Here is a 12566-nt window from a genome sequence, read left to right as displayed (position 1 = left end):
CCGCGCGCGCCCGACTGACCGCCCTCCCGAAATTGACTATTTGTCCAAATCTATACAAACTATAAAGCCGCGATTCACATTGCACCTGCACAGGCTCCCCACCATGCCGACAGACGCCCACCTCCTTCTTCTCGACCGGGATGTCGTCGAACCGGCCCTTCAAGCCGAACACGTGATGGCGGCGGTCCGCGAAGCCTTCGTGCTGCACAGCCAACGCGCGGGGCGCGTGTTCCCGGTCGTGCGCGAGAAGCTGCATACCGGCGGCGTGTTCGGCATCAAGTCGGGCGACGTCGCGAGCCAGGATCTGCTCGGCTTCAAGGCGGCCGGATTCTGGCCCGGCAATCGCAGCCTGGGCGGCGAGCCGCACCAGGCGACGATCGCGCTGTTCGATCCGGCCACCGGCCGCCCGCTCTGCATCATGGACGGCAACGCGATCACCACCGCCCGGACCGGCGCGGCCGGCGGCCTGGGCCTGCAGGCGCTGGCCCGCCGCGACAGTACGCGCCTCTGCGTGTTCGGCACCGGCGTGCAGGCGCGCGTCCAGCTCGACCATGCGCTCAGGCTGCTGCCGCAACGGTGCGCGGTGCAGTACGTGAACGCGCGCGGCGAAGCGGACGCGGTGTTCGAATCGGCATTCCGCGAACGCTGCGACATCCGCGTCGCACGAGACCGAAACGATGCAGTGGCCGACAGCGACGTGGTCATCACGGCCACGCCGGGCGGCGGCCCGCTGTTCGATGCAGACGCGGTTCGGCCCGGCACCCACCTGACCTGCGTCGGCGCGGACACCGCGGGCAAGCGCGAGCTTCCCGAAGGCGTGCTGCAGCGCGCGCGCATTTTCGTGGACGATCACGAGCAGGCGCGCGGCATCGGCGAGTGCCAATGGGCGCCCGATCTGCCGCGCACCGAAATCGGCGACGTGCTCGCCGGGACCGTGTCGGTCGATCGCTCGCCGAGCGAGATCACCGTATTCGACATGACGGGGCTCGCGCTGCAGGACCTGACCGTGGCGCGCTTCCTGTATCGGCAGGCCGTCGAGCGCGGCACGGGACGCTCGATCCCGTGGCCGTGGTGAACGGCAACGGCGTGATATCTTCCATCGCCATGCGTCTATCCAAAGTTTCCGCCATCTCGTTCGATCTCGACGACACGCTATGGCCGTTCGGCCCTTCCGTCGCACGGGCCGAGGCGTCGCTGCATGCGTGGCTGATCGCGCACGCCCCCGATACCGCGAGCGTGCTGCCGACGTCGCAGACGCTGGCTCAACTGCGTGATGAATACGAATGCTCGCGGCCGGATCTCGTCGGCGACTATCGCGCGTTGCGCATCGGATCGATCCGGCTGGCGCTGGAGCGCGCGAACGAAGACGTCTCACTGACCGACCGCGCCTACGACGTGTTCTATTCGGCGCGAAACCAGGTCGAGTTCTTCGACGATGCATTGCCGGCGCTCGCGTGGCTGAGCGCGCGGTTTCCGCTGATCGCGGTGACGAACGGCAATGCGGATCTTCAACTGACCGGCGGCGGCGAGTTCTTCCGTGAAACGCTCAGCGCGCGTGCGTTCGGGTTCGCGAAGCCCGAGCCGGAAATCTTCCATGCGGCCGCCGCGACGCTCGGCGTGCCGGCGGCGGAACTGCTGCACGTCGGCGACGACTTTCACCTCGATATCGTCGGCGCGTTGAATGCGGGGCTTCAGGCAGCGTGGGTCGTGCGTCACGCAGGGGCGCAAGCGGAGCACGCTGCGCGTCCTGCTCCGTCGCCGCATCTGACCGTTCGCGACTTGTCGGTGCTGTGTCGCGCGCTGGGTGCGCCCGACGCGATGTCGTAACCGCAAGCCCGCAAGATCGCGCGGCCGTGGTCGATCACGCCCGCCGGCATGACCGACCGCCGCTTCACGCCGCCTTGCGTGCGTCCGCGATCCGTTGCGGCGCCTTCGGCCGCGCATAAAGCCGCTCGAGGTACGCACGCAATTGCGGGAACGGTTCGATCAGGTGGCATTCGCTCGCCCAGTCGATCAGGTAGACCGTCACGCAATCGGCCACCGTCAGCGTGTCGCCGACGATGAATTCGCGCCCTTCGAGATGCTTGTCGAGGATCGCGGCCATCGTCGCGAAATCCTCGCGTGCCAGCTCGATATCGGCCGGCGAGCGCTTTTCCGGCGGATAGAGGAACGAATGGCGCGTAATCCGCCACAGCGGCTGTTCAAGCTCCGTCACCGCGAACATGACCCATCGATAGGCCTGCGCGCGCAAAGCGGGATCGACGGGCAGCAGCGCCTTCTCCGGGTACTTGTCCGCGAGATACAGCACGATCGCGGCCGACTCGGGAATCACGAGGTCGCCGTCCACCAGCACGGGCACCTTGCCGGCCGGATTGAGGCGCAGGAATTCAGGCCGCTTGTGCTCGCCTTTTAGCAGGTTGACCGACACGAACTCGAAATCCGCGTCCAGTTCCTTGAGCCCCCAGAGCGCGCGTTGCGAGCGCGTGCCGGCGAATCCGTAAAGCTTCATCGCAATGTCTCCATCGATAATGTCGGGAAAAATCGCCGCGCGCAGGCGACGGCCAATCGGCCGCTTCGAGTGCTTCGAGTGCTTCGAGTGCTTCGAGTGCTTCGAGTGCTTCGAGTGCTTCGAGTGCTTCGAGTGCTTCGAGTGCTTCGAGTGCCGAACGGAATCAGGCGCTCGGCGGCCTGCGCGTCGCCGTACACGGCGAACGTGATGCCGGTCCTGCGGAACACGCCTTCCGCGTCGTGGGCCTTCTGGGCGAGGCTTGCAGGGTTCTGCGTGTCGAGCCATGCCTTGACTCGCGAGTAGGGCGGGCGAACCTGATCGCCTGCAAGCATTTCGTCAAACGGTGCCATTGAATTTTCTCTTTTTCTGCGAGACGGCCTGCATCGGGCCGCAGGCCGTCCCCCGATTGCGCGTCGGCTCAGTTGTCGCCCTTCTCGAGCACTTGCCGTGTCAGCGTGACCGACGGAATCGTCGGCTTGAGCAACCCACGGCGCGCGCGGCTACTCAACCACTTCCAGCCGGCCACGAGCAGCAGTGCGACCAGCGGGATCGACGCGATCGTCCACGTCCCGTTCGGGTAGTCGAACGCCATCAGCACCAGCACGCCGAGCAGGAACAGCAGCGTGAGCCACGATGTGACGGGCGCGCCCGGCATCCTGAACGGCACGTCGTCCACTTCGCCGCGCCGGACCGCGGCACGGAACTTCATCTGGCACACGACGATGAAGCCCCACGTGCTGATGATGCCGAGCGACGCGATGTTCAGTACGATCTCGAACACGCTCGACGGCACGAGATAGTTGAGCAGCACGCCGACCACGTAGATCGCGACCGTCACCAGAATGCCCGCGTACGGCACGGATTGCGCGCTCATTCGGCCGAGGAACGCCGGGGCCGAGCCGCCCATCGACAGCGAACGCAACACGCGCCCGGTCGAATACAGGCCCGAGTTGAGGCTCGACAGCGCCGCCGTCAGTACCACCAGGTTCATCACCGAGCCGATGCCTGGCACGCCGAGCGCACCGAAGAACGTGACGAACGGGCTCTGGCCCGCCTTGTACGCGCTCCACGGCAGCAGGCAGACCAGCAGCACCACCGACGCGACGTAGAAGATCGCGATGCGCCAGATCACGTTGTTGATCGCGCGCGGCAGCACCTTGCGCGCGTCCTTGCATTCGCCGGCGGCCGTGCCGACCAGCTCGACGCCCGCGAACGCGAACACCACGCCCTGCACCAGCACCAGCGCCGGCATCAGTCCGTGCGGAAAGAAACCGCCGTTGTCGGTGATCAGATGCATGCCGGTGTCACGGCCGGCGACCTGCACGCCCGTGCCGAGGATCACCGAGCCGATGATGAGAAACAGCACGATCGCGGCGACCTTGATCAGCGCGAACCAGAACTCCATCTCGGCGAACCACTTCACGCCGATCAGGTTCATCGTCGCGACGATGCAGAGCGCGACGAGCGCGAAGATCCACTGCGGCACGGCCGCGAACGGCGCCCAGTAATGCATGTACAGCGCGACGGCGGTGATGTCGACGATGCCGGTCATCGCCCAGTTCAGGAAGTACATCCAGCCCGCGACGAACGACGCCTTCTCGCCGAGGAATTCGCGCGCGTACGACACGAAGCTGCCGCTGCTGGGGCGATGCATCACGAGTTCGCCGAGCGCGCGCAGGATCAGGAACGAGAACGCGCCGCACACCAGATAGACGATCGCGAGCGACGGTCCGGCGGCCTGCAGACGGCCGCCCGCGCCGAGGAACAGACCGGTGCCGATCGCCCCGCCGATCGCGATCATCTGCACCTGTCGATTGCCGAGGGTCTTGTGATAGCCGGCTTCGTGCGATTCGAGCCAGCTGCGTTTATCGGTTTCGCCGGTTGTCGACGGTTCGGGAATCGATGCCATGACGGTATCCTCGTGCACGGATGTAATTGGATTCATCCCGATCGCGAGACGATCGGGACCACCGGTACCGGAGGATCAGGGCGCGGATTCAAGCGCACCCATCCTGATTGCGATTCGCCGATCGTGGCGAAAAGCGCGGTATGTCGCGAACTTATTCAGCCGTAATTCCCTTCACAAACAGAATGCGAATTTGGACTAGGCCTGTTCGAATTCCTGCATATGGGCCTCGGCCATCGCGCCGCAAATTGCGTCAGCCTGCTCGTCGCGTGCGACACCGCATATCGCGCGGGCGTGATTGTCGTTTCGATTTTTCTATTTCCACTTCCGACCGGGATTCATGCTGGTTCAGGGTCACTTCGGCTCGACGCGGCTGCCGTGCGTGATCGAGATCGGCTGCGCGGCACCGCGCGCGATGACGTCCGGCCGGCATTGCCTCAAGCATCAGTGTGCAAAGAGATCGCGACCGACTATCGTGTGATGGACGCGCGCGCTGCGCGGATTTCGCGATGCGCGACGCACACTGGCATTTCTCTCTTGCGTCGGCCCGATCCGGCAGCACTTCGCGTTGCCGAGACATCAGATGAACGCGGTATGTCGTCGCGCCATACTCAAAGAACGCCTCGCCACATGGCATGGTTGGACTGTCTCTCCCGCAGCCAACGAAGTAATCTGATAAGGATAACTACTCTTGAGGAAGGCACGTAGCCTGCGCTTGTCAACTTGACATAGCCGTCGCAAGACGCTGCCGCGTACGGATCAGGCCGGTTGCCCGCCGCCGTCGCTCGCCGTTGCCGGCCCCGCATCGATCGCGACGCGATTCTTGCCGTCGCGCTTCGCGCGGTACAGCGCGCGGTCGGCGGCTTCGATCAGCGACGTCATCGGCGTGCCGGCCGCCGGCACGACGCTCGCGCCGCCGATGCTGATCGTCACGTAACGGCCGGTCGACGAATGCACGTGCTCGAGCCGCAGCGCTTCGATCGCGAGGCGAATCTTCTCGGCGAGCAGGCGCACGCCGCCCGGCGACGTGCCCGGCAGCACCACCGCGAATTCCTCGCCGCCGAAGCGTGCGGCGAGATCGCCCGGGCGGCCGAGGCAGCTTTCGACGGTCGAGGCGACCCGCTTGAGCACGTCGTCGCCCGACACGTGGCCGTACGTGTCGTTGTAAAGCTTGAAGTTGTCGACATCGATCATCAGCAGCGACAGCTCGTTGCGTTCGCGCGCGCCGCGCCGCCATTCGGCGTTCAGGTATTCGTCGAGATAGCGCCGGTTCGACAGCCCGGTGAGCCCGTCGGAATGCGTGAGGCGGCGCAGTTCGAGGTTCGCTTCGAGCAATTGCTGCTGCGATTGCCGCAGTGCGCGGTAGGCTTCGTCGCGCTGCAGCAGGTTGACGTACGAGCGCGAGTGGTAGCGGATCCGTGCGACGAGCTCGATGCGGTCCGGCAGCTTCACGAGGTAGTCGTTCGCGCCGGCCGCAAACGCGGCGCTCTTGATTACCGGTTCCTCTTTGGTCGACAGCACGATGATCGGCACGTCGCGGATCACGGGATTCGTGCGGTACGCCTTCACGAGGCTCAATCCGTCGGTGCCGGGCATCACGAGGTCCTGCAGGATCACGGTCGGCCGCGTTTCGACTGCGGCGGCGAGTGCGTCGTCCGAGCGCGGGCAGTAGTGGAAGTCGATGCGGTCCTCGTCGGCAAGCGCGCGCCGCACGGCCTGGGCGACGATCGTCTGGTCGTCGACCAGTAGCACCATCACCGGCACGTCGGTCGCCGGCGGCACCTGCAGGGTCGCGCGCGCGGCTTCGAGCGCCGCGCCCGCACCGTCCGCGGCGGACGTGCCGTTATCGTGGCCCGGGCGTCGCGTGGAGTCACTAGTCATGTCGACACCCGTTGTTGCCATTGCTGTCACGCAAGTCCATTTCATTCAGTTCCCGACGAGCGCCGCCAGTTCGCCCGCAATGCGCTCGAGCGGCAGGATCGCGCGCGCGGCGCCGAGCGTCGCGGCGGCTTTCGGCATTCCGTAGACGGCGCTCGTCGCCTGGTCCTGCGCGATCGTATGGTAGCCCTTCATCCGCATCGCCTTCAGCCCGATCGCGCCGTCGCGCCCCATCCCGGTGAGCAGCACGCCGATCACGTCGCCGGGCCAGTGCTCGGTCACGCTGCTGAAGAACACGTCGACGGACGGCCGGTACGGCGTCTCGGCCGGCTCGCGCGTGTATTCGAGCGTGCCGGCGCGCGTGATCCGCAGGTGGTCGTTGGTCGCGGCGAGCAGCACGAACGACGGCTGCGGCCGGTCGCCTTCGCGCGCGATGCGCACGTTGAGCGGCGTCTGGCCGTCGAGCCATTGCGCCATGCCGTCCGCGAACGCCTGGTCGACATGCTGCACGATCACGATCGGCGCGCCGAAATCGGTGGGCAGCGCGCCGAGGATCGACGCAAGCGCGGTCGGGCCGCCGCCGACGCGCCGATCGCGACGAGCGCCCGCCGTCGCCGTGCGCCGTCGTGCCGGCGGGCGGCGGCGGCCGCCGGCTTGTCGAGCAGCCGCGATCTGGTCGATCTTCGCGAGCAACAGCTGCGCGTGTCGCCGTTCGCGCCTGCGCCGAGCCGCGGCGTATCGACTGCATCGAGCGCGCCCGCGCCCATCGCCTCGTACACGCGCCACGCATTCGCGCCGATGCTGCTCGTCACGATCAGGATCGCGCACGGCTTGCCCGACGACATGATCCGCCGCGTCGCCTCGACGCCGTCGAACTTCGGCATGATCAGGTCCATCAGCACGACGTCGGGCGGTTGCGCGGCGCAGAACTCGACGGCCTGCGCGCCGTCGGTCGCGACCCACAGCACGCGGTGCTCGGGCCGCCGCGCGACCGCGCGGCGCAGCGCCTCGACGGCGAGCGGAAGGTCGTTGACGATGCCGATGTTCACGGACGGGCTTCTCCTATCAGGTCGCGTACGGCGTCGAGCAGGGTTTCGTCGTGGAAGCTGCTCTTCGCCAGGTAGTAGTCGGCGCCCGCGTCGAGTCCACGGCGGCGGTCCTCCTCGCGGTCCTTGTACGACACGATCATCACCGGCAGCGATTTCAGCGCGGCATCGCGCTTGATCAGCGTGACGAGTTCGATGCCGTCCATGCGCGGCATGTCGATGTCGGTCACGACGAGATCGAAATCGGCGCCGCGCAGCGCGTTCCAGCCGTCCATCCCGTCGACCGCGACGGTGACGGCATAGCCGCGCTTTTCGAGGAGCTTGCGCTCCAGTTCGCGTACCGTCAGCGAATCGTCGACCACCAGCACGTGCCGGCGCCGTGCGACGGCCGTGTGCTGCGCGCGCTGCACCTTGTCGAGCTGGCCGCCGCGCACGAGCTTGTCGACCGAGCGCAGCAAGTCCTCGACGTCGATGATCAGCACCGGTTCGCCATTCTCCATCAGCGCGGCCGCCGCGATGTCCTTGACCTTGCCGAGCCGGCGGTCGAGCGGCTGGATCACCAGCATGCATTCGCCGCGGAACCGGTCGACGGCGATCCCGTACGACTCCCATTCGTCGCCGATCACGACGGTCGCGACGCTGTCGCCCGCCTGTTCCGGCGACGGTGCGCCGAGCAGCTGGTGCGCGGTGACGAGCCCGACCGGGCGGCCGTCGAAGCGGAAATGCTGCTGGCCTTCGAGCGTGTCGATGTCGGCGCGCGCGAGTTCGAGCGTGCGGCGCACGTGCGCAAGCGGGATCGCGTACGCTTCGCCGCCGACCTCGACGAGCAGGCTGCGCACGATCGACAGCGTGAGCGGCAGTTGCAGCACGAAGCGCGCGCCGCGGCCCGGCTCGGTGAAGATCCGCACGGTGCCGCGCACGGCCTTGACCATGTCGTGCACCGCGTCGAGGCCGACGCCGCGGCCCGACACATCGGTGACGCGGTCGCGCATCGAGAAGCCGGGGAGCAGCAGGAAGTCGAGCAGTTCGAGGTCGGACAACCGCGCGGCCGTGTCCGCGTCGGCGAGCCGGCGCCGCACGACGCCTGCACGCAGCGCGTCGAGATCGATGCCGGCGCCGTCGTCGCTGACGGAGATCAGCAACTGGCCCGCGCTGTGGCGCGCTTCGAGCGTCACGCTCGCTTCGGCCGGCTTGCCGCGCGCGATGCGCTCGCCGGGCGTCTCGACGCCGTGGTCGAGCGCGTTGCGCAGCAGGTGGCCGAGCGGCGCGTCGAGCATGTCGAGGATGTCGCGGTCGACCTGCGTCGTTTCGCCGACGATCGCGAATCGCACGCGCTTGCCGAGCGAACGTGCGAGATCGCGGACGATGCGCGGATACGCGTGCGTTGCGTCGCCGAACGGTCGCATCCGGCAGCGCAACGCTTCGTCGTAAAGCTGCTGCGCGAGATGCGTGCTGCGGCGGTCGAAGCGGTCGAGCTCGTCCAGGCGCGCACCGAGCTGCAGCTGCAGGTTGCCGAGCCCCTGGCGCACATCGTTCAGCGACGCGAGCGCGGCCGGGTCGAGCCGCTCCGCGAACGTTTCGACGAGCACGTCGAGCGAGCGCGCGACGTCGCGCTGCATCCGCTTGATGCGCAGGATCGAGCCCGTGAACGGCTTCAGCCAGTGCGATTCGACGAGCGATTCGCTGGACAGGCTCAACAGCTGGTCGAGCTGCTCGGCGCGTACGCGCAGCATCCGCTGCGGATCGTGCCGGGGGGGCGGTTGGGTGTGCAAAGGCGGGGCGTCGGGCGCGACGGCATGCAAGCCCGGCGACGGATCGGCCGGCGGGTGGCGCGGCGGGCCGTCGCCGGTGCGCGGCGATATCGAGACAAGGGCGGCATCGTCGGGCGCGGAGCCGATGTGCGGCGCTGCGGCGCCTGGTTCCGGCGCGGGCGGTACGGGCAGTGTAAGCGGTGTGAGCGACACCGCGCGGTCGGCGCGCTCGTCCGACGCGTCGGTCGGACCCAGTGCGGCCAGCGCGTCGATGTCCGCGCGCGAGACCGCCGCCGCCGGATCGGTGTTGCCGACGCGCAGCAGCAGGTCCACGCCATGCAGCAGTGCGTCGATGTGCGCGGTCGTCAGCGTCAGCTCGCCACGCTGCGCGGCGACGAAGCATTCCTCCATCGCGTGCGCGACGTCGACGCCGTCCTGCAGGTCGACGATGCGCGCGGCGCCCTTCAGCGAATGCGCGGCGCGCATGCACGCTTCCAGCGCGGGCGCGTCGCCGGGCGAATGTTCGAGCGTCAGCAGGCCACTCGCGAGCGCCTGCGTCTGCGTGTGTGCTTCGTCGCGGAACAGGTCGAGCAGCGACAGGCGCATCAGGTCGTCGTCGGTGCTCATCGCAGGCTCCTCGCAAGCGAGTCGAACACGCGATCGGTGTCCAGCACGCCGATCGTCGTATCGCGCCACGCGAGCAGGCCGCGCGTGTGCATCGCGGCCGCGTGGGTAAGCGTCGTCGGCACCGGCAGCAGCGCATGCGCCGCGAAGCGCAGCACGCCCTCGACCTCGTCGACGGGCAGCGCGACCGCGTCGCCGCGATGCTCGACGACCAGCATCCGCGCATACGCGTTGCGCGACTCGTGCGGTCCGGTTGCGTTGCGTTCCAGATTCAGCAGTACGCCGAGGGATGCTGCGATCGTCAGCGTGCCGCGCACGTTGACGAGCCCGAGCACGGCGCCGTCGCGCCGGTGCGGCAGCGAATGGATCGGGCGCGGCCCGTCGACCTGCCGCAGCGCGGCGGCGGGCAGGCCGAGCCATTCGTCGCCGACGCGGAACGCGAGCGCGGACTGCTGCGCTTGCCCATCGTCGGCAGATGCGGCGGATGCAGTGAGTCGTGCGTCCGCAGGGGCTGGCTGCGACGTGCTGCGTGCGGCGCGCGCCGTTTCGGCGAGGTCCGCGTCGGTGAGCGGCCGGTCGAGCAGCTTCCCGGCCGCGTGTTCGAACACCGGGCAGTTCAGGCAGCGGGTGTGCACGGCAAGCCGCGGGCACGAGCCGTCACCTCGCGTGCCGATGAGATTCCAGCAATCGTCGACGGCCCTGGCCGGAGCGCGATCGTCACGAGCGGCGTGGGTCATGGGTTCCGCCCGGTTCGCTGGTCCGGTCCGCCGTCGGCACGGCTGACGCGCCGCGCGCTTGCCCGCTGCGCACGCAGCATCAGTTGCCGGGCACCTGCCGCGTCACCTGCCGCGTCGCGCAGCGCGGCGAGATGGGTCAGGGCCTCATAGTGAGCCGGGTCGAGATACAGCGTCTTGCGATAAAAATCCTGCGCGTCCGCATCGAGGCCGCGCGCATCGGCGATCAGGCCGAGCAGGTAGAACGCGTCCGCGTCGGGGCCGTGCGCGAGCGTGAATGCGTGCGCGGCACGCTCGGCGTCGTCGAGGCGGCCCGTGTCGGCGAGCCGGCGGGCGTCGGCGAGCATGGGCGCCGGGGCGGCGGGTGCGCTCGGCGCGGCATCCGCGGCATCGGGCGCCGCGTGCGCGATGCGTGTCGCCGGCGGCCGCTGTGGCACGGCCGGCGGGCGGTGCAGGGTTGCCGTTGCGAAATGGTTTGCCATGGAGGGCGCCGCCACCGGGTGCCGGAGCGGCAACGTCTGCGGCGCCACCGGCTTCGCAGATGCCACAGACACAGTGGGCGGCCGCTCGCCATCGTTCGCGCCCGTGGCCGGAGCATCAGCCTGCGCCGCGCGATGGAACGCGAACGCGAGCGGAATGCGCGCGGGCGCCAGCGCATGCCGCATCATCAGCCCCGTCTCGGCCGGGCCGACGAAGATCGTGCCGCCGTCCGCGAGTTGCCGCTCGAGCAGCCGGATCGACTGGTCCTGAGCGTGTCGGTCGAAATAGATCAGCACGTTGCGGCAGAAGATGAAGTCGTAGCGCGTGTCCGCGTCGAGCGGCAGGTCGAACAGGTTCGCCTGCACGAAGCGTACCGGTTCGCGCACCCGCGGGTCGAGCTGCCAGCCGCCGACCGTTTCGCTGAAATGGCGGTCGCGGAATTCGAGCGGGTGGCCACGAAATGCGTTGCGTCCGTAGACGCCGGCCCGCGCCCGCTCGATCGCGCGTGCGCTGATGTCGATCGCGTCGATCGCGAAGCGTGACGGGCCGATGCCGGCGTCGAGCAGTGCCATCGAGATCGAATACGGCTCCTCGCCGGTCGAGCACGGCACGCTCAGCACGCGCAGCGTGCGCGCCGGCTCGCGCACGAGCCGCACGTCGGCGATCCGCGCAAGCGCGACGAATGCCTCGCGGTCGCGGAAGAACCACGTTTCCGGCACGACCAGCGTTTCGATCAGCGCCTGCCGTTCGTCCGCGGACGCATTCAGCCGCTGCCAGTACGCATCGATCGCGGCGCCACCGGCGGCCTCGGCGACGTCGTCCGGCGTGCCGCCGGCGGGCCGCGGTGTGTCGGGCGCGTCCGGTGCATCGGCCTGCGTGACGCGTGCGCGTTCGGCAACCGCGCGCGCGAGCGCACGATTGCCGAGCGTCGCCGCATCCATCCCGGTTTCACGCGCGAGCCACGCTTCGAATCGAGGGTCGTTGGCGTTCATCATGGCCATCATCCGGCAAGCGCCTGCGCGGGCGGAAACAGCAATGCGCGCGCGTCGTCATCGAGCATCTGCTCTACGTCGATCCGCTGCACGAATCCCGTCGCGTCGGCGGCGACCGGCCCGAGCCAGCGCGCGTGCGGCGTCGCGATCCCGCTGTCGGCGAATTGCGCGGGCGCGAACTCGCGCACCTGCGTCGCGTGCTCGACGATCAGCCCGAGCCATCGATCGACGCCGTCCGCCTCGTGTTGCTGCGCATAGCGCACGACGACGAGCCGCGTCGATCGCAGCGCGTGCGCCGCGCGCCCGAGCGCGAGCCGCGGCACGTCAATCACCGGCACCAGCTTGCCCCGGTGATCGATCACGCCGGTGAGCCATGGCGGCGTACCCAGCATCGACTTCACGGGCGCGAGCGCCAGCACCTCGACGATCCGCGTCGCATCGAGCGCATAGCGTTCGCCGTCGAGTTCAAAAAGTAGGAAGAGCATCGTGTCGTCCGCACGAAGGCCGCGTGCGTCAGCCGTCGATCTTGAAGCGCGACACGCCGGTGCGCAGGTGGTTCGCGACGAGCGTGAGGTCGTCGATCGCCTGCGACGACTGGCGCAGCGATTCGGCCGTCTGCTGCGCGGCTTCCGACAGCTGCGACAGC

At 68.4% G+C, this 12566-nt stretch carries 9 protein-coding genes and 3 pseudogenes; 3 read left to right on the top strand and 9 right to left on the bottom strand.

Annotated elements, in window-relative coordinates:
• Positions 1 to 103: 103 nt before the first annotated feature.
• Both PL79_RS04080 and PL79_RS04075 read left to right on the top strand, forming a co-directional pair.
• The gene (locus PL79_RS04080; protein WP_044845394.1) at positions 104 to 1075 is read left to right on the top strand and encodes an ornithine cyclodeaminase family protein; all 972 of its coding nucleotides are present in this window, start codon (positions 104 to 106) and stop codon (positions 1073 to 1075) included.
• Positions 1076 to 1104: 29 nt separating this feature from the next.
• Positions 1105 to 1827 (top strand): HAD family hydrolase, encoded by a 723-nt coding sequence (locus PL79_RS04075; RefSeq protein WP_044845403.1) that lies wholly within the window; start codon positions 1105 to 1107, stop codon positions 1825 to 1827.
• Positions 1828 to 1891: 64 nt separating this feature from the next.
• On the opposite strand, the gene PL79_RS04070 is transcribed toward PL79_RS04075, so the two are convergent.
• The 3 genes and pseudogenes from PL79_RS04070 to ansP form a co-directional block, all read right to left on the bottom strand.
• Positions 1892 to 2509: a glutathione S-transferase family protein gene (locus PL79_RS04070; protein ID WP_044845404.1), complete on the bottom strand. Its 618-nt coding sequence runs from the start codon at positions 2507 to 2509 to the stop codon at positions 1892 to 1894.
• A gap of 155 nt (positions 2510 to 2664) precedes the next feature.
• Positions 2665 to 2859, bottom strand: a pseudogene (locus PL79_RS04060) (circularly permuted type 2 ATP-grasp protein); the annotation flags it as partial.
• Between the two features lie 68 nt (positions 2860 to 2927).
• A complete protein-coding gene (gene ansP, locus PL79_RS04055; RefSeq protein ID WP_044847527.1) occupies positions 2928 to 4418 on the bottom strand; it encodes an L-asparagine permease in 1491 nt (496 codons plus the stop codon).
• Positions 4419 to 4902: 484 nt separating this feature from the next.
• Here ansP and PL79_RS36475 point away from each other — a divergent pair.
• Positions 4903 to 5091 (top strand): annotated as a pseudogene (locus PL79_RS36475) (IS6 family transposase); the annotation flags it as partial.
• A gap of 83 nt (positions 5092 to 5174) precedes the next feature.
• Here PL79_RS36475 and PL79_RS04045 read toward each other — a convergent pair.
• From PL79_RS04045 to PL79_RS04020, 6 genes and pseudogenes are all read right to left on the bottom strand, one after another.
• Entirely contained in the window at positions 5175 to 6296 is a 1122-nt protein-coding gene (locus tag PL79_RS04045; RefSeq protein ID WP_044847528.1) for a GGDEF domain-containing response regulator, read from the bottom strand.
• A gap of 45 nt (positions 6297 to 6341) precedes the next feature.
• Positions 6342 to 7342: pseudogene (locus tag PL79_RS04040) on the bottom strand (chemotaxis response regulator protein-glutamate methylesterase).
• Complete coding sequence (locus PL79_RS04035) at positions 7339 to 9717, bottom strand: hybrid sensor histidine kinase/response regulator (protein WP_044847530.1); 2379 nt, start codon at positions 9715 to 9717, stop codon at positions 7339 to 7341. Before PL79_RS04035 ends, PL79_RS04040 begins: the two are co-directional and overlap by 4 nt.
• A complete protein-coding gene (locus PL79_RS04030; protein ID WP_044847531.1) occupies positions 9714 to 10451 on the bottom strand; it encodes a chemotaxis protein CheW in 738 nt (245 codons plus the stop codon). Before PL79_RS04030 ends, PL79_RS04035 begins: the two co-directional genes overlap by 4 nt.
• A complete protein-coding gene (locus tag PL79_RS04025) occupies positions 10448 to 11920 on the bottom strand; it encodes a CheR family methyltransferase (protein ID WP_052664801.1) in 1473 nt (490 codons plus the stop codon). The genes PL79_RS04030 and PL79_RS04025 overlap by 4 nt, the downstream gene beginning before the upstream one ends.
• An 8-nt stretch (positions 11921 to 11928) precedes the next feature.
• The gene (locus PL79_RS04020; protein WP_044847533.1) at positions 11929 to 12405 is read right to left on the bottom strand and encodes a chemotaxis protein CheW; all 477 of its coding nucleotides are present in this window, start codon (positions 12403 to 12405) and stop codon (positions 11929 to 11931) included.
• Between the last annotated feature and the right edge of the window lie 161 nt (positions 12406 to 12566).

Origin of the sequence: Burkholderia sp. USMB20, assembly GCF_000949135.2 — a bacterium.
Taxonomy (GTDB): domain Bacteria; phylum Pseudomonadota; class Gammaproteobacteria; order Burkholderiales; family Burkholderiaceae; genus Burkholderia.
The sequence above is the reverse complement of the archived record's forward strand: the minus strand, read 5'-3'. Positions and strand labels throughout refer to the sequence as shown.

Bases quoted from the DNA above. Each gene is read 5' to 3' on its own strand.
- PL79_RS04075 (WP_044845403.1), top strand. From the start codon at position 1,105: ATGCGTCTATCCAAAGTTTCCGCCATCTCGTTCGATCTCGACGACACG.
- PL79_RS04035 (WP_044847530.1), bottom strand. From the start codon at position 9,717: ATGAGCACCGACGACGACCTGATGCGCCTGTCGCTGCTCGACCTGTTC.
- PL79_RS04025 (WP_052664801.1), bottom strand. From the start codon at position 11,920: ATGAACGCCAACGACCCTCGATTCGAAGCGTGGCTCGCGCGTGAAACC.
- PL79_RS04070 (WP_044845404.1), bottom strand. From the start codon at position 2,509: ATGAAGCTTTACGGATTCGCCGGCACGCGCTCGCAACGCGCGCTCTGG.
- PL79_RS04020 (WP_044847533.1), bottom strand. From the start codon at position 12,405: ATGCTCTTCCTACTTTTTGAACTCGACGGCGAACGCTATGCGCTCGAT.
- PL79_RS04045 (WP_044847528.1), bottom strand. From the start codon at position 6,296: ATGACTAGTGACTCCACGCGACGCCCGGGCCACGATAACGGCACGTCC.
- PL79_RS04030 (WP_044847531.1), bottom strand. From the start codon at position 10,451: ATGACCCACGCCGCTCGTGACGATCGCGCTCCGGCCAGGGCCGTCGAC.
- PL79_RS04080 (WP_044845394.1), top strand. From the start codon at position 104: ATGCCGACAGACGCCCACCTCCTTCTTCTCGACCGGGATGTCGTCGAA.
- ansP (WP_044847527.1), bottom strand. From the start codon at position 4,418: ATGGCATCGATTCCCGAACCGTCGACAACCGGCGAAACCGATAAACGC.